Origin of the sequence: Hyphomicrobium sp. NDB2Meth4, assembly GCF_900117445.1 — a bacterium.
Lineage (GTDB): Bacteria > Pseudomonadota > Alphaproteobacteria > Rhizobiales > Hyphomicrobiaceae > Hyphomicrobium_A.
On the sequence record NZ_FPEJ01000013.1, the window covers coordinates 817,097 to 833,435 of the forward strand.

Here is a 16,339-nt window from a genome sequence, read left to right on the forward strand (position 1 = left end):
CGCAAAGTGAACTCATGACTTCACAGGCCTACATCATCGAAATTGGAAGTGACGCCGTCGGCATCGTCGTGCGCGAATCCGGCGAAGCTGCATTCCAGTTTCACTCCGCCCTCAGCGACTACCGTGCGCTCGACGGCAAGAAGTTCGCTACGGCACAAGCAGCTCACCGCGCAGCTCTCGACCACGCAGGTCAACGCTCCGGCGCCACGCGCAAAGCGCGCCGCCCTGAACTCGAGTATGCTTGATCAGGAGGCGGAGTGCTTCGGCACTCCGTCGCTCCCCTGAACGACAAAAAACCCCGCGCCAAGCTTTGGCGCGGGGTTTTTGCTTGCGGCCAAGGCTTAATTCAGCACGCCATATCCATGTCCTGATGCACTTCGGCGGGTGCACCGAACGAGATGCGCTTTGCGCCCACCGCAGCATCACATGAGACTTGGATAAACCAGTGATGGAACGAGGACAGTGAAAGCTCGGCCACCGCTAGCTCGCGACCGTCGAGCCCATGCATCCGATGGTCCCAGGTAGCCTGCTCGCCGATGCGGAACGACACGCGGTAGACTTGTCCTGCGCGATCCGTGAAGAAGCTGCGGTGCCAGGCACGAGGTTCGGATGGGGTCGCGGCCTGAATAATGTTCTGCTGCATGTGCCCGACACTAGGCAGCTCAGGACATCACCCAAACCAAGAAGAAGTGCAGTCGTTATCACCAACCGCTACTCGCTGAGAACAGTCGCGGCCACGAGCCCGGCCACCGGCGCCAGCAGGCACCAGAATGAGAAGTACATGTAGCCGTAGGCACCTGCCACCGCTCCCACAGCGAACGCAAGAATGCTCGGCAGCATCATCGAAATGCGCTGGCGTGCTTTCGCTCGCAGGTCCGCCGGGCCACGGTTCATGTCGATGAGGTCGATAACCACCTGAGTGGTGTTGCCCGTCATGATCGTCGTCGGAGCATGTGCCGAGAATACCAGCCGCCCGGCAGCGTTCTGCACCGCCATTGCCGCTACGCCCGTCATGCCGACCAGCACTGGGCTCCATGCGTCGGGATCGTTAACTGGAACAATCGCGGCGCCGCCCAGCATGAAGCCGATCAGGATCACCGTTTCCGCGATGAGCAGCGTACGGGCCGGCCGCCAGGAGCGCTGCTCATGATAGAGAACGACCAGACGCACCACCCCAACGACGAGCGCAAACATCGGCAACGCCAGCACCTTGGCGAACAGGCCCGCCTGCGCATGAACGATCTCCGATCCCAGGACGACGAAGTTGCCCGTCACGTGGGCGGTGAACAACCCGAACAGCGCAACGAACCCCACCACATCGACGAAGCCCGCCACGAATGCGAGCGCCGAGGTCGAAAGGATGGCGCGGCCGGCCGGCCGCGCCTCCAACACCGCTTGCGTCATTAAAGCCTCCGCCCACCTGCTTAGCTTAGCGTGACAGCTTCGCAGCAATCTCAGCGATATGCCGGCCCTGGAACCGCGCGCCAGCGAGCTCGTTGTCGCTCGGCTGACGCGAGCCGTCTCCGCCGGCAATCGTTGAAGCGCCATAGGGCGAGCCACCAGTGACCTCATTGACGCCCATCTGTCCCTGGAACGAGTACGGTAGCCCGACGACAACCATGCCCTGATGCAGCAGCACGACCTGCGTCGTCAGGATCGTGCTCTCCTGGCCGCCATGCTGGGTCGCGGACGATGTGAATACACCGCCCACCTTCCCGATCAGCTTGCCCTGTGCCCAGAGACCTCCGGTCTGATCGAGGAAATTCTTCATTTGCGCGGCCATGTTTCCGAACCGCGTCGGCGTGCCGATGATGATTGCATCGTAATCAGCGAGTTCAGCGACATCGGCAATCGGCGCAGCCTGGTCGAGCTTGAATCCAGAACTCTTGGCGACCTCTTCAGGCACCAGTTCCGGGACGCGCTTGACGACGGCTTCAGCCCCCGCTTCACGCGCGCCATCAGCAACTGCTGCAGCCATCTTCTCGATATGGCCGTAGCTCGAATAGTAGAGAACAAGAACCTTCGTCATCTGCTCGTCTCCGGGTTGATCTTCACGACAAAAAAACGGCCGGCCAGCATCAAGCCGGCCGGCCTTGCGGCGCGTTAAGGCGTCATATCGAACACGAGAACCTCAGCTTCCGAGCTGCCAACGATTTCCAGCTTGCCCGCATCTTCCACGGCAACGCCATCACCCGGATAAAGCTGCTCGCCGTTGAGAGTTGCCGTGCCGCGTGCCACCTGCACCCAGCCGACGCGTCCCTGCTTCAGCTCGTGCTCCACCTTGTCCCCGTCACCGAGCACGGTCGCATAGAGATCAACGTCCTGATGGATCGTCACCGAGCCATCGCGGCCATTGCGAGAGCCGATGAGCCGAAGCTTGCCGCGCTTGTCGGCATCTGAGAACGTCTTCTGCTCATAGCTCGGCTCCAGACCTTTGCGCTCCGGCAGAATCCAGATCTGCAGGAAGTGCACCGGCTCCGACTTCGAGGCGTTGAACTCGCTATGGCGCACGCCCGTGCCCGCGCTCATGCGCTGCACGTCGCCGGGCCGCACCACCGAACCCGTGCCGAGGCTGTCCTTGTGCTCCAGGCCCCCTTCGAGGACATACGAGATGATCTCCATGTCCGCGTGCGGATGGGCCGGGAAACCGCCACCGCCGGTGACGCGATCATCGTTGATCACGCGCAGCGGCCCGAAGCCCATGTGCTTGGGATCGAAGTAGTGCCCGAAGGAGAAGCTATGGCGGCTGTCGAGCCAGCCGAAGTTGGCGCGTCCGCGCTCCTCTGCTCTGCGTAGGGTCAACATGGTGGACCTCCGTTTTCATGATGGGACCCAACCGGTCCGTTGGCCCTGATATTGACCGTCCCCAACGAAACCACAATTCATTGAGTTTGAACCTGTCTGGTTCCATTATGGCAACAATGGACAAGCTCGAAGCCATGAATGCCTTCGCCAAGGTGGTTGCCGCCGGCAGCTATGCCGAGGCCGCCCGCCGCCTCGGACTGACGCGTTCCGCCGTGAGCAAGGCCGTCATGGAACTGGAGCAGCTTCTCGGGGCCCGATTACTCGACCGCACCACCCGTCGCGTCACGCCGACCGAAGCCGGGCTCGCCTACTACGAGCGCACCACCGCGATCCTCGCCGACGTTGAAGAAACCGAGCTGCAGATCTCACGATTGCACGACGAGCCGCGCGGTATCCTCAAGATCAACGCGCCCATGTCCTTTGGCATCCTGTATCTCGGAGAAGCCGTCGCCGAATTCATGCGCCGCTATCCGGAGCTGCGCATCGAGCTGCTGCTCAATGATCGCTTCATCGACCCGTTGGAGGAGGGCGTCGACGTCACTGTGCGCATCGGCACGCTGAGCGATTCCAGCCTGATCGCGCGCCGCCTCGCGCCTGCACGCCTGGCTCTGGTTGCATCACCCGAATACATCGAGGAGCACGGCGCTCCGGCTGAGCCGAAGGACTTGGCAAACCACCGCTGTCTCGCCTACGGACACATGGCCGCCAATAGCCGCTGGCAGCTCACCCATGGCGCTACCGTGATATCGGTGAACTACATCTCCGCCCTTTGCTCGAACAACGGCGAAGTCCTTCGCGCCGCCGCGCGCGCCGGCAACGGCATTGCCAACCTGCCGACATTCCTGGTTGGCCCCGACATCGCCTCGGGACGCCTGCAACTTGTTCTGCCTGATTACCCGCCGCCGAGCCTCGGCATTTTCGCGCTCTACGCGCCAAACCGTTATCTGGCCGCGAAGACCCGCCTTTTCATTGATTTTCTCACCACCCGCTTCGGCGAGGCCCCAAGCTGGGACGGCTTCTAGAGCCGCGCACGCGGTGCGCCTGCTTAGAAGTGCGCGCGCACCGACAGCTCTACGGTCATGGCAACGAAGTACAGCGCCGCAGCGACCAGAACCGCCTGTACCCAGAATGGCGAGGGAAAGCCAAAGGCGACTGCCGCAATGGCCGCAATCGACCACAGCGTGGTCACGACCAGCGTTACGACACGAAGCTTGGCGACGCGCACCGGATGCACCCAGCGGATCGGGATGAAGGTGAAGAAGATGCACACGAGCAGAGCCGCGTAGTTGAACCACAGCGGCGGGGCGAGCGCGAACAGGTACAGCGCCACGACGTTCCAGATCGCCGGGAAACCGATGAACGTATAGTCCTCGCCTTTGCTCGCCAGATCCGAGAAGTGGTACAGCGATGAGACGAGGATCAGCGAGGCGATCACCAAGCCGCTGGTGCCAACGAGAAACCCGCCGCGGATCATCGCCAGCGCCGGCACAAAGACGTAGGTGACATAGTCGATAACGAGATCGAGCCGCTCGCCGGAGAATCGCGGCAGTCGCTGATCAACCCTCACCATCCGCGCGAACGTCCCGTCCACCGCGTCGATGACCAGCGCCACCCCGAGCCAGATGAACATTCGCTCCCAGGCACCATCGATCAGCGCCAAGGTAGCCATCAGTGCGCAAACCGCGCCCAACGCCGTAAACAGATGAACGGCCGCAGCCGCAAAGTCGCTAAAGCGCAGGGGAAGCACGCCCGTCGTCCCCCCAGGATGGCATCAGAACCGGTGTTTGACGGATCCGCGCACAGTCAAATCATCTTCCGGATTGGGCGCTTCCTGCTGGCGGCTCGCGGCACCATCAGCCGCGCCATAGAGCAGCTCCAGCCCGAAGTCCATCTTCGGCAGGACGCCCAAACGACCCAAGCCAGGGATACGGATCTCCGTCCCCGTCTCGGCCTTAGGCGTCACCTCATCGCTCAGGCCCGCCTTGCTGTCAGCCGGCGCAGCATCTGCCGGAGCAGGAGCGGCCTCAGCTGGAACTGGGGTAGCGCCTTTCTGCTCCTGGAACGCGAACGCGCCGTGGCCGGCAACAAGTGCCGCGACCAACGCCAGCGCTACTACGACCCGGTTGCTCATCGCAAACCCCACAACGTGAAAAAGTGCCTCGGTTGGAAAATGCTTCGTCGGCCCCACCATGACAAGGATGTTTTGCCCCGAGTTAAGCCGCAGTAAACAATTGTCCCAGTGAGTGTGTTCCTGGCGCCATGTGGCAGAACCGCACCAACAATAGACTGATCCACCGTGAGCTGCGTTTACCCACTTTTCGCCCCCAGCAAACCCCAGATTCGCCCGAAAATCCGGCACGAAACGCAAAGAGAGCCGCCCGGCAGAGCGGCTCTCTCGAGTTGCGTAGGTCAGTCGTAGTGTTACTTAGAAGTTGATCACGGCGCCCGTCATCAGGACCTGGTAGTCGTCGAGCGGGTTCGATGCCTGGATGTTGCCGGTGCCGGTCTCATAGAGGTCGAGACCGAACTCGTAGTGGCGGTAGAGGGCATAGAGCTTCATGTCCGCCGCATCGATCTTCTGCATCACACCGACGCCCCACATATCGACATCGCTGCTGGCAATCTTGGCGGAACCGCCGAAGCTGTTGATCGGATCCGAACCGCTCACGCTCTGGGTGATGCCGCCGCCGTTGTACGAGTAGTACTGGCCGAACACGGTGGTCTTGCCGAGCTCGTTCCACTTGCGCTGGATGCCGGCCTCGACCGCCCAGAACTTGTAGGAGTTGTCGACGCCAGGCATCACGACGTTTGCAAGGTCGTCCTTCATCTCGCCAGCACCGAAGTTGCCGTAGAGACCCGACTTGGTGTCGAGGATCGAGATAGAGCCACCGAACATGCTGCAAGTTGCGTCGGAATATGCTGCGTCACGCGCAGGGCAGCCGTGCGTAGCACTGTCGTCCACGCGATCCGTGATTTCGGTGTAAGCGACGCCCGCCTCGACCTTGATCGAACCGAACTCGCCCTCATACCGCAGGCCGACGTCCCAGAAGTCGTCGCCACCCCAAGCAGCCGAGGCGCTGAAGCCAGCAAATTCCGGGCTTTCATAAAGAACTGCTTCACGGCGATCGCCTTCACCGGGAGCTGCGCCCGTGCGAGCGATCAGGCGGCGCCACTGCAGGCCGCTGGCAAACGTCGAGGCACCCTCGGCACGCAGGAAGAAGCCGCCGCCGCTGTCTTCAACGTCCGAGTACTTGCCGACATCACTCGTACCCGCGAGGTTGATCTCGGTGATCTCCTGCGAAGCCGTCGGGGTGTGGCCGACCTGGATCGTGCCGTACTTCTTGCTCTTGATGTTCCACCAGGCGTGGCGGATATCGAAGCCCGACTCATCCTCGTTGATGGCGTCGAACTGGTTGTTACGCTTGGAGTTCGCCGAGCGAACGCCGATTTCGAGCTTGAAGCTGGCCGACAGATCGCCGTTGATCTTGGCGCCGCCCTTGAAGCCGAAGCGCGAACGCGACGCATCGTTGGTCACGACGTAAGCATTCTGCTCCTGGCCGTCATCCCAGAACATCACGGCCTGATTGATCTTGCCGTAGACGCTGAGCGAAACCTTCCGGTTGCCCTTGCGGGCCGTCGTCGCCTCGAGCTCGGCAACGCGCTCTTCCAGATCAGCGCAGCAATCGCCGCCCAGATCAGCTGCCTGAGCGGAAATGCTGGATCCCAGCATCAAGCCGCCCGTCGCGAGGATGGTTGCCCACCCCGCCTTAGTTACTCCCCCGAACATATACGCAACTCCCACGAAGGTACGCCTCAACTCGGCCTTCGATCGACGCAACTGCACTCAACTCAAACGCATTCACGCGACCACGCCGCTTAGCCGTCGCCGCCGCTTACTCGCCGGCTGGGCCTCGCTGGTGCAACGAATACGCGAGTGATTCCACGCCCGTAAATCGCAAATACACATGTGACAGTTTGTGACAAACGCGAGTCACGTCATCGCCACGCAAGCCTTGAAGATGCTAGTGATTTCCGGTCAGGGTGCCCAAGAATGCAGCAAGGGGTTGTCATGAAACTCGCCGCGTCCAACGCCATTGCGGTCATCGGAACCGGACCTGCCGGACTGGCTGCGGCCTGCGCCTTGGCGCGCCTTGGGCTCCCCGTTACCGCGATCGGCGCCCCGTCCGCACGGCGCGATACGCGCACGGCGGCGCTTTTTGCAGGCTCCGTCACGCTGCTGGAAAACCTCGGTCTCGGGGAGACGTGCTGCAGTTTGGGCGAGCCGATCGTGGGCATCCGCATCATCGATGCCATGGGATCGTGGCTGCGCGCCCCCGAGGTGACGTTCACCGCCGCAGAAGTCGGACGCACGCGCTTCGGCTACAATATTGCCAACAGCGCCCTGACCGACGCGCTGCGGGAAGCCGCCAAAGCCATCCCCACACTCGATATCGTCGACGCCAGTGTCACTGGCGTCATCCCGTCCGAGAATGGCGTTGAGGTTCGTCTCGCTGACGGCCAGACCATCGCGGCAACGCTCATCGTCGGCGCCGATGGCCGCAACTCCCTATGCCGTCAGGCGGCCGGCATCCAGGCTCGTACCTGGAGCTACGAGCAAAGCGCCATCGCCTGCACGTTCTCCCACCAGCGCCCGCACAACGGGATCTCTACGGAGTTTCATCGCCCGGCTGGCCCGTTCACGGTTGTGCCATCGCCCGGGTCGACATCCAGTCTCGTCTGGGTTGAACGCCCTGATGAAGCCGCCCGCCTCGCTGCGCTCGACGAAGCCGCGTTCCGGTCTGCCCTCGAAGCCGGCCTCCAGGGCCTGCTGGGATCAGTTGGCGACATCGGGCCCCGCGCCACCTTCCCACTGACCGGATTGTCCGCCTCCCCCTCCGCCCAGCACCGGATTGCCCTGGTCGGAGAAGCGGTCCACGTCATCCCGCCCATCGGGGCCCAGGGCCTCAACCTAGGCCTGCGTGACGCCGCCTGCCTCGCGGACTGCGTCGCCGACGCTTTGGCCGTCGGCAACGATATCGGCGCGCCAACGGTCCTTGCCGCCTACGATCGCATGCGCCGACCCGATATCGCCTCGCGTGTTTGGTCCATCGACCTGCTGAACCGCACGCTCCTCGCCCAGGCAGCCCCTATTCAGGCGCTGCGTGGTCTCGGGTTGCATACGCTCAGATCGGTTGGCCCATTGCGGCGCTTGGCCATACGCGAGGGTCTCAGCCCTTCGTTTGTCGCCCCGCGGCTAATGCAGCCTGCCGCCGCAGACGCCCCGCTGGCGCCTTGACGAACCCCACCGGCCCCGGCAAGAGCCAATACCGGCGCTAGAACTCGGGAATTCCCAGCTACGATGATCACCGAAGACCGCATCCGCGATCTGAGATACCGCCTGGAGTACGCCGTCCTGCGCTTCGTCGCCGGCATCTTCCGTGCGCTGCCCCTCGGACTGGCAACCGGCGTGTCTGCTTGGTTCTGGCGTCGCCTCGCGCCCATCATCAATCCCAAGCGTCACAATCGCGCCCTCGCCAACCTCGCCATCGCCTTCCCGGAGAAGAGCGAAGAGGAACGCCGCGAGATCGCGCTGGCGCATTGGGAAAACCTCGGCCGCGTCATGGTGGAAACGATGCGCATCGATCGCTTCCTCAAGGAGCCCGAGCGCATCGACATCGTCAGTCAGAACATCTTCACGCGCTACAAGGACAAGCTCGGCCCCGCTGTCGGAATCAGTTTGCACATGGGCAATTGGGAACTGGCCATCCTTCCCTTCACTTGGGCTGGCGCGAACCCCGCTGCCGTCTACCGCTCCGTCACCAATCCTTACGTCGACAACTACATTCGCACGCAGCGCAAGGATCTCTATCCCGCTGGCCTGTTCGGACGCGGAAACGTCGGCGACCATGGTGATGATCAGCGCACCGCACGCGCGATCATGGACTTCGTCCGCCGTGGCGGACGTCTCGGCCTCGTGTGCGATCTCTACGATCGCACCGGCATGCCCGTGCCCTTCTTCGGCCGGGATGCAAAGACGCAAGCCATCGGCGCGATGATCGCCCGCAGGGTTGGCGCACGCATCTGGTTGTCGCGCTGTAAGCGCATCGGCAAAGAGAGCCGCTTTCAGATCGAGCTCAAAGAACTACGCGTTCCGCGCACCAACAATCAGGCCGAAGACATACGCTGGGCCATGGTCCACATGCAGCAGCAGTTCGAAGACTGGATTCGCGACGCACCAGAGCAATGGATGTGGAGCAATCGCCGCTGGAGCTGACCTCCTAGACGGTTGATAGCGCCAACTCTCCGCACTTGCGTTGATTGCTGTTCGATAAGCGAACTCTCTCGCTGCGCGCCATTGCGGCGAATTGGCGTCAAATGCACGCGAAAGCAGCCCATCGCCTCCTTACAAAAAGTTATTTGCCGGGCCAGACGCCGGCAAGGATCGCGGAGCAGCTTCCCGCACGGGTGATCATGAAGCACCCCCAAGCAAAGATATGGAGAGTTTGAAATGTCCAAGAAGCTGATGACGGCCGCCATTCTTTCCGCCATCGCCGTTGGCGCAGTTGCTCCGACCATTGCCATGGCCAAGAGCGCCCCGAAGAACAAAGCCGACTGTGAGAAGGTGTCGACGATGAAATGGGACGACGCCACCAGCAAGTGCGTGAAGAAGTGATGCATCAGGCGCGGCGAGACCCCACGCTCGTCGCGCCTATTCTTCTCGCCGCCAATTGCCGGTTGCTACGCCCAGGAGACCATCGCAGATGAGATATTCCATTCCGCTGTCGATCATCGCCAGCGCCATGTTGCTTACGCTTGCTCCCGTTTCCAGTCAGGCTTCCGTTGTCGGCCTGCATGCGGCCGTTCCGGCCGAGGCTCATCAGTCAGTCGTCACCAAGGCCGCTTGGCGATGGCATCATCATCGCCGCTGCTGGTGGCACCACCACCGCCGGTACTGCCGTTGGTAATCAAAGCATCGGTCTAAGCTCCTCCGACGCTCCGCCTGGTGCAGTGCCTCGTGCACTGCACCCCTTTTTAAGCAGGCATCTACGAGCGCGGAAACGACACTTCTACGCGCAGTCCGGGATGATTGTCGCTCAACGTCACGGCGGCTCCGTGCAACTCGGCAATTGCCGCCACAAGACTAAGACCGAGCCCGCTGCCGGACGTCGTGCGCTCGCGCTCTAGGCGATAAAGCCGCCGGAAGACGTTATCTCGCTCATGGGCGGGGATACCCGGCCCATTGTCGGCGACAACAGCAATCAGCTTTTCGCCCTGCTCCTTCATCGACACGTCGATCTGCGTTCCGGGCGGAGAATGTCGGACCGCATTCTCGATGAGGTTCACGAACAACTGCGTCAGCAGCTCCCGATCTCCCGTAACGCTGCAATTCTGCTCCAGCCCTACGTGATTGACGAGACGCCCACCTGCCTCCTCGACCACCGGCTCGTAAATGTCGGCCACGTCGGCCAGCACATTCCCAAGATCGATCGGGCCGAAGCGAGATCGCCGCGCGCCCGCCTCGAGCTGCGTGATGCGCAACAGCGCCTCGAATGTCTCGACGATGGAATCCAGCTCCCCGAGAGATTCCTCCACCTGACCTCTGAACGCTTTCGTATCCTCGCTGCGAAGCGCCAGCTCAAGCCTCCGGCGCAAGCGACCAATCGGCTTCTTCAAGTCATGCGCGATATCGGAAGACGCCTGATTGACGTTCTCGATCAGCTTCTGCAGGTGTGCCAGCGTCGCGTTGATCTGCGTCGCGACATGATCGAGATCGTCGTGCGACTCGGTGACCGGCACCCGCTCGGAAATCTGTCCCTTGCTCACCTTGGATAGCGTCGTAGCAAACACGGCGATCTTTTGTTGCGCACGCCGCGCCAGATAGACGGCCGAGCCGATAGCCAGCAGCATCGTCGTCAGCAGCCCCCACCCCAGGCCGTGTAACAAAATTCGCCGCACCTCGCGAATTTCCCGGTCGCTTCCGCCGACCAACAGATGCCCCTTCGAGACCCGTGTCCACTTGGCGAAAAAGCGGTCGTCGGGATTACCTTTGCTGGCCACCATAGGCAGCCACGCGCGATCGAGCTCACCCCAGCCCTCGAAAAGCGCAACGTTGCGCACGTTGCCGGCTTCGAAGCTGCCATCGTCCGCTCGCAACAGGAAGATGCTGTCGAAGTCACGCACCGACTCCGCTTCTTCTGCCACAACCGCTGTAAGATCCTTGAACCCTTGCTGGCGGTCGATGGCCGTCAAGGTGTCGGTGATCTCTTCGACATGCTGGCGGATCGAGTTATCGAGTTCGGAAACCAGCGTGATGTAGAGCACGCCCACCAGCGCCACGACTGTGAGCGCAAACAAGCTCGCAAACGCCGCCGCCAGACGTACCGGCGTACGCTTCAGAACGTCATGGCTGATCATGCATCGTGTAGCCGGAGCCGCGCACCGTGTGAATCAACTCGCTGCCATAAGGCCGGTCGATCTTCGTGCGCAGGCGTGAAATGTGCGTTTCGACGACGCTGGTGCGCGGCTCGAAATGGAAGCTCCACACGCGTTCCAGAAGCATGGTCCGCGTCAGCACGCGGCCCTTGTTGCGCATCAACACTTCCAGCAGCCGGAATTCGCGCGGCTGCAGCTCGATCGTATCGCCGGCCCGCGTCACGCTGCGCGCGATCAGGTCCATTTCGAGATCGCCGACGCGCAGCACGGTATCGGTATCTTTGAGGTGCGGGCGCCGAGCGAGCGCATTGACCCGCGCGAGCAGCTCAGAGAAGGCAAACGGCTTCACCAGATAGTCGTCGCCGCCGACGTTCAGACCGTCCACCCGGTCGTCGACACCTCCCAGCGAAGTCAGAAAGATGACCGGCACCTTGTTGCCAACGGCGCGCAGCGCGCGCACCAAGGAAAGCCCGTCGAGACCCGGAAGCATGCGATCGACAACAAGCACATCGTAAGCCTCACCCATCGCCTGAGTGAGCCCGTCGCGCCCATCCGTAAGGGTCTCGACGACATGACCCTCCTCGCAAAAACCTTGGGAGATGTAGTTCGAGGTGTCGTTATCGTCTTCGACGACAAGAATTCGCATGTAGATCATCCCGCGCTGCAGGCACTGTAAGCTGCAGGCATTGCGACGAGCTTTCTATTACATTACCGAAACGTAAGCTTTTCAAGGATCACAGCCTCACGCCCGCGCTTTGGCGAGGCCGTGCTGCGCCCTGTACTCCGCCGGCGTCATCCCAAAGGCCGCCCGGAATCGCCGCGTGAAGTGCGAGTGATCCGAAAAGCCCCAGGCAAAGGCGATGTCGCCGATCATCCGCCGCGACTGATGCGGGTCGGCGAGGGCTTGCCGGCACCGCTCAAGCCGGCGCTGTACGATGAACCGCTCGAGCGACAGCCCCTCTTCGGCCAGCAGCATATTGGCATAGCGCACGCTCATGCCGGCGAGGCCAGCAGCTCGCGCCGGCTTCAGGTTGGGATCGGCGAGGCACTTCTCTATCTCGGACTTGAGGCGTCGTAGCGCAAGCTCCCGCGGTGCGCTGATCTCCCTCTTGTAGCCGTCAGCCCCAACCGCCATCGAAATCAGATCGATGACGTGATTTGCGATCCGCGGATGCAGCGTCTCGTCCACCCCTGCCACCCGCTCGGCCAACGAAAGGATGAAGTCGACAGCCAGCCCCGTCGTTGGGGCGCCGCGTGAAAGCACTTGCATTGCGTCGAGGTCACCGACGCGCGAACGGATGAGTTCACGCCCGACGCTCACGTGGAGCGAGCTTGTCTGCTCCAAAAACTCGATCTTGAGCGGCTTGCACACGTTGTGCAGGATCACCGATCCCGGCTCCAACATGATCGTCCGGTCGTCCTGCCTCAGCGCCGAGCGCCCCTGCAGACGGATAGAGAAGATGTAGTTGTCGAGGTCGTCGCGCAATGTGTCCGACCGCGTGCGCGTAACTACGCAAGGACCGCAGTCGCACCGCGTCAACGCGATGTTATCGACCACCCCTGATGTCAGCCGCCCTTCGAAGCTACTGCCTGAGGTCTCGAATTCGTGGCTGTAGAAAGCTTGAGACGCTACGTCGACCCAAAACGGAATTCTGTCCCGGTCGTCCAGATTTTCCGTCGTGAATTCGATATCCATTATGCTATCCGTGCCGGCGAGTGCCCAGCTGGTCAATCGATTGTGCCGCCTCGGTCAAGCACGGCCCGACGAATTGGAGTTTAATCAGTCTACCGACCTTTGGGTTCCTCCTACAACAACCCATTCTGAGCCGTCAGGCCCACAACACCCGCCATGGTTGCATATCCGTGAACTCCTCCACCCTTCATCTGCTCCACCGTGTCCAGCAATGCGCCAGCGATCTCTTTCAGGAGCACATGGCCGGACTCGACGTCACAACCACCCAATATACCGTGCTCCGCGCGGCCGCATTGAACGACGGCCTGAGCCAGCAGGACATCATCAACGCCACCGGCATCGATCGGTCCACAGTGTCGCAGGTGGTCCAGTTGCTCACCCGCAAAGGCCTCCTGAAGCGCCGTCGCACCCGTCACGACGCCCGAGCTTATGCCATCTCTCTAACTGACGCCGGCCGTCGCCTTCTCGATACCTCCCAGCCGATTGTCCAGCAGATCGAGGCGGCCCTCATTGAAGCCCTCCCCGCCACCCGGGCAAAGGCGTTCCTGGCCAACCTGCGCACCATCGTCTCTGCCTTCGAACCCGCCGAGGGTTGATCGCGCCATCGCTAAACTCCCACGCGCCCAGCTGAGCACGCTCCGCGGACGGCGTTGACTCGTGCCCGCGGCCAAATACAGTGCGCCGCGCTGCAACATTCGGAGTAATTCTTGCGATGGCCTCCAGCCGTACGCCTGCCAAATTTTATTCGCCGCTAGCAATCGGCGCTCCCGAGCCATATCGCGCACTCCCCGTGCGCCTCGAGCGCATGATTCACTTCGTGCCGCCGCACAACGACAAAATCCGGGCGAAGATCAAAGACATAGCGGGGCAGGTCGACGTCGTTCTCGGCAATCTCGAGGACGCGATCCCTGCCGACCAGAAGCAGGCCGCCCGCGCCGGCTTCATTGCCATGGCGCGCGACAACGACTTCGGCTCCACCGGCCTCTGGACGCGTATCAACTGCCTCAACAGCCCCTGGATGCTCGACGACGTCACAGAGATCGTCGCCGCCGTCGGCGACAAGCTCGATGTCATCATGCTCCCCAAGGTCGAAGGCCCGTGGGACATCCACTATCTCGACCAGCTGCTGGCCCAGCTCGAAGCCCGGCATGGCGTGAAGAAGCCGATCCTGATCCACGCCATTCTGGAAACAGCCGAAGGCGTCAACAACGTCGAAGCCATCGCTGCCGCCTCACCGCGCATGCATGGCATGAGCCTAGGCCCGGCCGATCTCGCCGCCTCCCGCGGCATGAAGACGACCCGCGTCGGCGGCGGCCACCCTGACTATGGCGTCCTTGCCGACGCCGGTTCCGATGCTGGCGCAGCGCGGGCCTTCTATCAGCAGGATCTCTGGCACTACACCGTCGGCAAGATGGTCGACGCCTGTCTCGCCTATGGCCTGAAACCGTTCTACGGCCCGTTCGGCGACTTTTCCGATGGTGCTGCCTGTGAGGCCCAGTTCCGCAACGCTTTCCTCCAGGGTTGCCTGGGGGCCTGGTCGCTGCACCCGACGCAGATCGACATCGCCAAGCGCGTCTTCTCGCCCGACGAAAAGGAAGTCGCCTTCGCCAAGCGCATCCTCGAAGCCATGCCCGACGGAACCGGCGCGGTAATGATCGACGGCAAGATGCAGGACGACGCCACCTGGAAACAGGCCAAAGTCATCGTCGACCTGGCCCGTCTCGTTGCCGCCAAGGACCCTGAAAAGGCCGCGGCCTACGGCCTCTAAGCACCGATTCGGAGCGGGCACCGGTCAACTGACTTTGCGCGCTCTGATTGACATCGCCCCCGCGCTCCCGTCGAATGGCATTAGATTGGACGGGCACGCAAAGATGGGCACGCTAAAGCAGGCAAAATTCGCGGTGGGGCAGGTTGTGCGCCACCGCTTCTACCCCTTCCGGGGCGTCGTCTTCGACATCGATCCGGAGTTCGACAACACCGAAGAGTGGTGGCTTGCGATCCCCGAGAAGATCCGCCCCCACAAGGACCAGCCGTTCTACCATCTCCTCGCCGAGAACGCGGACACCGAGTACATCGCCTACGTGTCGGAACAGAACCTGCTGCCCGACGAGAGCGGTCAGCCGTTGCGCCATCCCCAGCTGACCGAGATGTTCACCGAGGATGAGAACGGCGGATATCGCGCCACGTTTCTCCAGGCCCACTAATCGCCTGTCGTACGCCGCGACGCCTCGCAGTAGAAAAAGCCGCCCGGTCATCCAACCGGGCGGCTCTTCAATTCAGCCAGCTCGCTGTCAGGCGAAGCTTACTTCTTCGCGGCGGGAGCAGCGGCAGCACCGGCCGGAGGCGTCGGCAGATTCTTCATCTGCTCAGCCTTGTACTTCTCGAGTGCAGCCTGCTGACGCTCGCGGATCTGAGCCATCAGCTGACCGCGCGCCTTCGCGTATTCCTTGTTGTCGACCGGCTTACCAGCATAGGCCTCGGCAAATCCATCGAGCGGAACCGGGAAGCCGATCGGCTGCGCACCAGCATTCATGGCGATGACCATGATGCCGCCACCAGTCTTCATCTGCTCGACGATTTCGCTGGTTGCCTCGACTTCGGCGGTGCAGCCCGCAGCGTGGCAAAGCGAAAAGCGAAGCGCCACCGGCTTCAGGGTCTTCTCGTCGATCTTCTCGTTCTTGGCAGCCTTAGCCCACTGGTCCTTCGTGTAGACCGCGGCGCGCAGTCCCGGCGGCAGAGCCATGCCGAGCGGCACCATGACCATCAGGCTCTTCTTGTCCGCGCCTTCGATCTCTCGGATCGCGGCGGACACCATCACCATGCCCGTCGAACCATCGAGACGCTCGTGGTGCGTCAGGCAGATGTTCTTCTCTTCCTTGACGTCCTTGCCGTCCTTGTCCTTGTGATTGAACGGGGCCTTCTCGCACAGCTTCACCCATGCGCTCTTCTTGTCGGCCCCAGCAGCGGCTGCACCCTTGGCTGCCGGAGCAGCGGCCTTCGCGGCCGGCTTGGCAGCAGGCGTCTGAGCAGATGCGGGCGAGCTCGCGACCATGGCAACGAGACCCAGCGCGGCGCACACTGCTGCCAGCCCGCGGGCGCCCCGCCCCTTGTCCACGAGGTGCGCAACCTTATTTGTCATGGAATACAAACCTCTTTTAGAGAGCTGGCCCACCCAGCTCCTCCCTCCGCAGGCGACCACCAGTAGAGCGCCCTATGACGCCCCGACGGCTGTCATTGATGCCGCAGTAAGAACCGGATTGCGGCAATCCCGTGACGCTGCAAAAGGCTATCGGGCATTCGGGCCACGCATTGTGGCCGACGTGGCATACACGCAACGCGCGGTGTGGCCGCAGCTTCGCCCCCCATGCACGCTAGCTTGAGGAATAAGCTGTGATATTAGGCCAAGAA

General features: G+C 62.2%; 20 protein-coding genes. 9 read left to right on the forward strand and 11 right to left on the reverse strand.

The annotated features are described in order from the left end of the window. Nucleotides 1-14 precede the first annotated feature (14 nt). The gene (locus NDB2M4_RS19000; protein WP_072377884.1) at nucleotides 15-245 is read left to right on the forward strand and encodes a hypothetical protein; all 231 of its coding nucleotides are present in this window, start codon (nucleotides 15-17) and stop codon (nucleotides 243-245) included. 101 nt (nucleotides 246-346) lie between these two features. Here NDB2M4_RS19000 and NDB2M4_RS19005 read toward each other — a convergent pair whose 3' ends face one another. From NDB2M4_RS19005 to NDB2M4_RS19020, 4 genes are all read right to left on the reverse strand, one after another. Beyond that, a complete protein-coding gene (locus NDB2M4_RS19005; protein ID WP_072377886.1) occupies nucleotides 347-643 on the reverse strand; it encodes a hypothetical protein in 297 nt (98 codons plus the stop codon). A 68-nt stretch (nucleotides 644-711) separates the two neighbouring features. Further along, the gene (locus tag NDB2M4_RS19010; protein WP_072377888.1) at nucleotides 712-1,404 is read right to left on the reverse strand and encodes a YoaK family protein; all 693 of its coding nucleotides are present in this window, start codon (nucleotides 1,402-1,404) and stop codon (nucleotides 712-714) included. Nucleotides 1,405-1,429: 25 nt separating this feature from the next. Beyond that, complete coding sequence (gene wrbA / locus NDB2M4_RS19015) at nucleotides 1,430-2,029, reverse strand: NAD(P)H:quinone oxidoreductase (protein WP_072377890.1); 600 nt, start codon at nucleotides 2,027-2,029, stop codon at nucleotides 1,430-1,432. Nucleotides 2,030-2,103: 74 nt separating this feature from the next. Then, entirely contained in the window at nucleotides 2,104-2,805 is a 702-nt protein-coding gene (locus tag NDB2M4_RS19020) for a pirin family protein (RefSeq protein WP_072377892.1), read from the reverse strand. Nucleotides 2,806-2,912: 107 nt separating this feature from the next. Here NDB2M4_RS19020 and NDB2M4_RS19025 point away from each other — a divergent pair, with 107 nt between their 5' ends. Further along, a complete protein-coding gene (locus NDB2M4_RS19025) occupies nucleotides 2,913-3,827 on the forward strand; it encodes a LysR family transcriptional regulator (protein ID WP_244536232.1) in 915 nt (304 codons plus the stop codon). 23 nt (nucleotides 3,828-3,850) lie between these two features. Here the strand turns inward: NDB2M4_RS19025 and NDB2M4_RS19030 are convergent, their stop codons facing one another. The 3 genes from NDB2M4_RS19030 to NDB2M4_RS19040 form a co-directional block, all read right to left on the reverse strand. Further along, nucleotides 3,851-4,474: a CDP-alcohol phosphatidyltransferase family protein gene (locus NDB2M4_RS19030; protein WP_139247382.1), complete on the reverse strand. Its 624-nt coding sequence runs from the start codon at nucleotides 4,472-4,474 to the stop codon at nucleotides 3,851-3,853. Nucleotides 4,475-4,576: 102 nt separating this feature from the next. Beyond that, nucleotides 4,577-4,936 carry a hypothetical protein gene (locus NDB2M4_RS19035; protein WP_072378343.1) on the reverse strand — a complete coding sequence of 120 codons (360 nt, stop codon included), beginning with the start codon at nucleotides 4,934-4,936 and terminating at the stop codon, nucleotides 4,577-4,579. A gap of 294 nt (nucleotides 4,937-5,230) precedes the next feature. Then, a complete protein-coding gene (locus NDB2M4_RS19040; RefSeq protein ID WP_072377896.1) occupies nucleotides 5,231-6,592 on the reverse strand; it encodes a porin in 1,362 nt (453 codons plus the stop codon). Between the two features lie 264 nt (nucleotides 6,593-6,856). On the opposite strand from NDB2M4_RS19040, the gene NDB2M4_RS19045 reads away from it, so the two are divergent. The 4 genes from NDB2M4_RS19045 (at nucleotide 6,857) to NDB2M4_RS20105 (ending at nucleotide 9,770) form a co-directional block, all read left to right on the forward strand. Next, nucleotides 6,857-8,101, forward strand: a complete 1,245-nt coding sequence (locus tag NDB2M4_RS19045; protein ID WP_244536233.1) for a UbiH/UbiF family hydroxylase — start codon at nucleotides 6,857-6,859, stop codon at nucleotides 8,099-8,101. Between the two features lie 63 nt (nucleotides 8,102-8,164). Continuing rightward, the gene (locus tag NDB2M4_RS19050) at nucleotides 8,165-9,079 is read left to right on the forward strand and encodes a lysophospholipid acyltransferase family protein (protein ID WP_072377899.1); all 915 of its coding nucleotides are present in this window, start codon (nucleotides 8,165-8,167) and stop codon (nucleotides 9,077-9,079) included. 234 nt (nucleotides 9,080-9,313) lie between these two features. Then, on the forward strand, nucleotides 9,314-9,478 hold the full coding sequence (locus NDB2M4_RS20315) for a hypothetical protein (RefSeq protein WP_171988146.1): 165 nt from the start codon (nucleotides 9,314-9,316) through the stop codon (nucleotides 9,476-9,478). 88 nt (nucleotides 9,479-9,566) lie between these two features. Next, entirely contained in the window at nucleotides 9,567-9,770 is a 204-nt protein-coding gene (locus NDB2M4_RS20105; protein WP_139247383.1) for a hypothetical protein, read from the forward strand. A 79-nt stretch (nucleotides 9,771-9,849) separates the two neighbouring features. On the opposite strand, the gene NDB2M4_RS19055 is transcribed toward NDB2M4_RS20105, so the two are convergent. The 3 genes from NDB2M4_RS19055 to NDB2M4_RS19065 all read right to left on the reverse strand — a co-directional run bounded on the left by NDB2M4_RS19055 (nucleotide 9,850) and on the right by NDB2M4_RS19065 (nucleotide 12,934). Next, nucleotides 9,850-11,220 carry a HAMP domain-containing sensor histidine kinase gene (locus NDB2M4_RS19055; protein WP_072377901.1) on the reverse strand — a complete coding sequence of 457 codons (1,371 nt, stop codon included), beginning with the start codon at nucleotides 11,218-11,220 and terminating at the stop codon, nucleotides 9,850-9,852. Next, nucleotides 11,207-11,884 carry a winged helix-turn-helix domain-containing protein gene (locus tag NDB2M4_RS19060; RefSeq protein ID WP_072378345.1) on the reverse strand — a complete coding sequence of 226 codons (678 nt, stop codon included), beginning with the start codon at nucleotides 11,882-11,884 and terminating at the stop codon, nucleotides 11,207-11,209. Before NDB2M4_RS19060 ends, NDB2M4_RS19055 begins: the two co-directional genes overlap by 14 nt. Nucleotides 11,885-11,980: 96 nt before the next feature. Next, nucleotides 11,981-12,934: a helix-turn-helix domain-containing protein gene (locus NDB2M4_RS19065; protein ID WP_072377903.1), complete on the reverse strand. Its 954-nt coding sequence runs from the start codon at nucleotides 12,932-12,934 to the stop codon at nucleotides 11,981-11,983. A gap of 236 nt (nucleotides 12,935-13,170) precedes the next feature. Here NDB2M4_RS19065 and NDB2M4_RS19070 point away from each other — a divergent pair, with 236 nt between their 5' ends. From NDB2M4_RS19070 to hspQ, 3 genes are all read left to right on the forward strand, one after another. Continuing rightward, complete coding sequence (locus NDB2M4_RS19070; protein WP_083556599.1) at nucleotides 13,171-13,527, forward strand: MarR family winged helix-turn-helix transcriptional regulator; 357 nt, start codon at nucleotides 13,171-13,173, stop codon at nucleotides 13,525-13,527. Nucleotides 13,528-13,643: 116 nt separating this feature from the next. After that, complete coding sequence (locus NDB2M4_RS19075; protein WP_072377905.1) at nucleotides 13,644-14,699, forward strand: HpcH/HpaI aldolase/citrate lyase family protein; 1,056 nt, start codon at nucleotides 13,644-13,646, stop codon at nucleotides 14,697-14,699. A 103-nt stretch (nucleotides 14,700-14,802) separates the two neighbouring features. After that, on the forward strand, nucleotides 14,803-15,135 hold the full coding sequence (gene hspQ, locus NDB2M4_RS19080) for a heat shock protein HspQ (RefSeq protein ID WP_072378349.1): 333 nt from the start codon (nucleotides 14,803-14,805) through the stop codon (nucleotides 15,133-15,135). A 98-nt stretch (nucleotides 15,136-15,233) separates the two neighbouring features. Here the strand turns inward: hspQ and NDB2M4_RS19085 are convergent, their stop codons facing one another. After that, entirely contained in the window at nucleotides 15,234-16,070 is an 837-nt protein-coding gene (locus NDB2M4_RS19085; RefSeq protein ID WP_083556601.1) for an invasion associated locus B family protein, read from the reverse strand. Nucleotides 16,071-16,339: the final 269 nt, after the last annotated feature.

Excerpts from the sequence above, each read along its gene's own strand:
- NDB2M4_RS19040 (WP_072377896.1), bottom strand. The coding sequence starts at position 6,592 with ATGTTCGGGGGAGTAACTAAGGCGGGGTGGGCAACCATCCTCGCGACG.
- NDB2M4_RS20315 (WP_171988146.1), top strand. The coding sequence starts at position 9,314 with ATGTCCAAGAAGCTGATGACGGCCGCCATTCTTTCCGCCATCGCCGTT.
- NDB2M4_RS19085 (WP_083556601.1), bottom strand. The coding sequence starts at position 16,070 with ATGACAAATAAGGTTGCGCACCTCGTGGACAAGGGGCGGGGCGCCCGC.
- NDB2M4_RS19055 (WP_072377901.1), bottom strand. The coding sequence starts at position 11,220 with ATGATCAGCCATGACGTTCTGAAGCGTACGCCGGTACGTCTGGCGGCG.
- NDB2M4_RS19035 (WP_072378343.1), bottom strand. The coding sequence starts at position 4,936 with ATGAGCAACCGGGTCGTAGTAGCGCTGGCGTTGGTCGCGGCACTTGTT.
- NDB2M4_RS19000 (WP_072377884.1), top strand. The coding sequence starts at position 15 with ATGACTTCACAGGCCTACATCATCGAAATTGGAAGTGACGCCGTCGGC.
- NDB2M4_RS19005 (WP_072377886.1), bottom strand. The coding sequence starts at position 643 with ATGCAGCAGAACATTATTCAGGCCGCGACCCCATCCGAACCTCGTGCC.
- NDB2M4_RS19025 (WP_244536232.1), top strand. The coding sequence starts at position 2,913 with ATGGCAACAATGGACAAGCTCGAAGCCATGAATGCCTTCGCCAAGGTG.
- NDB2M4_RS19020 (WP_072377892.1), bottom strand. The coding sequence starts at position 2,805 with ATGTTGACCCTACGCAGAGCAGAGGAGCGCGGACGCGCCAACTTCGGC.
- NDB2M4_RS19010 (WP_072377888.1), bottom strand. The coding sequence starts at position 1,404 with ATGACGCAAGCGGTGTTGGAGGCGCGGCCGGCCGGCCGCGCCATCCTT.
- NDB2M4_RS19045 (WP_244536233.1), top strand. The coding sequence starts at position 6,857 with ATGCAGCAAGGGGTTGTCATGAAACTCGCCGCGTCCAACGCCATTGCG.
- NDB2M4_RS19050 (WP_072377899.1), top strand. The coding sequence starts at position 8,165 with ATGATCACCGAAGACCGCATCCGCGATCTGAGATACCGCCTGGAGTAC.
- wrbA (WP_072377890.1), bottom strand. The coding sequence starts at position 2,029 with ATGACGAAGGTTCTTGTTCTCTACTATTCGAGCTACGGCCATATCGAG.
- NDB2M4_RS19075 (WP_072377905.1), top strand. The coding sequence starts at position 13,644 with ATGGCCTCCAGCCGTACGCCTGCCAAATTTTATTCGCCGCTAGCAATC.
- NDB2M4_RS19060 (WP_072378345.1), bottom strand. The coding sequence starts at position 11,884 with ATGCGAATTCTTGTCGTCGAAGACGATAACGACACCTCGAACTACATC.
- NDB2M4_RS20105 (WP_139247383.1), top strand. The coding sequence starts at position 9,567 with ATGAGATATTCCATTCCGCTGTCGATCATCGCCAGCGCCATGTTGCTT.
- NDB2M4_RS19065 (WP_072377903.1), bottom strand. The coding sequence starts at position 12,934 with ATGGATATCGAATTCACGACGGAAAATCTGGACGACCGGGACAGAATT.
- hspQ (WP_072378349.1), top strand. The coding sequence starts at position 14,803 with ATGGGCACGCTAAAGCAGGCAAAATTCGCGGTGGGGCAGGTTGTGCGC.
- NDB2M4_RS19070 (WP_083556599.1), top strand. The coding sequence starts at position 13,171 with ATGGCCGGACTCGACGTCACAACCACCCAATATACCGTGCTCCGCGCG.
- NDB2M4_RS19030 (WP_139247382.1), bottom strand. The coding sequence starts at position 4,474 with ATGGCTACCTTGGCGCTGATCGATGGTGCCTGGGAGCGAATGTTCATC.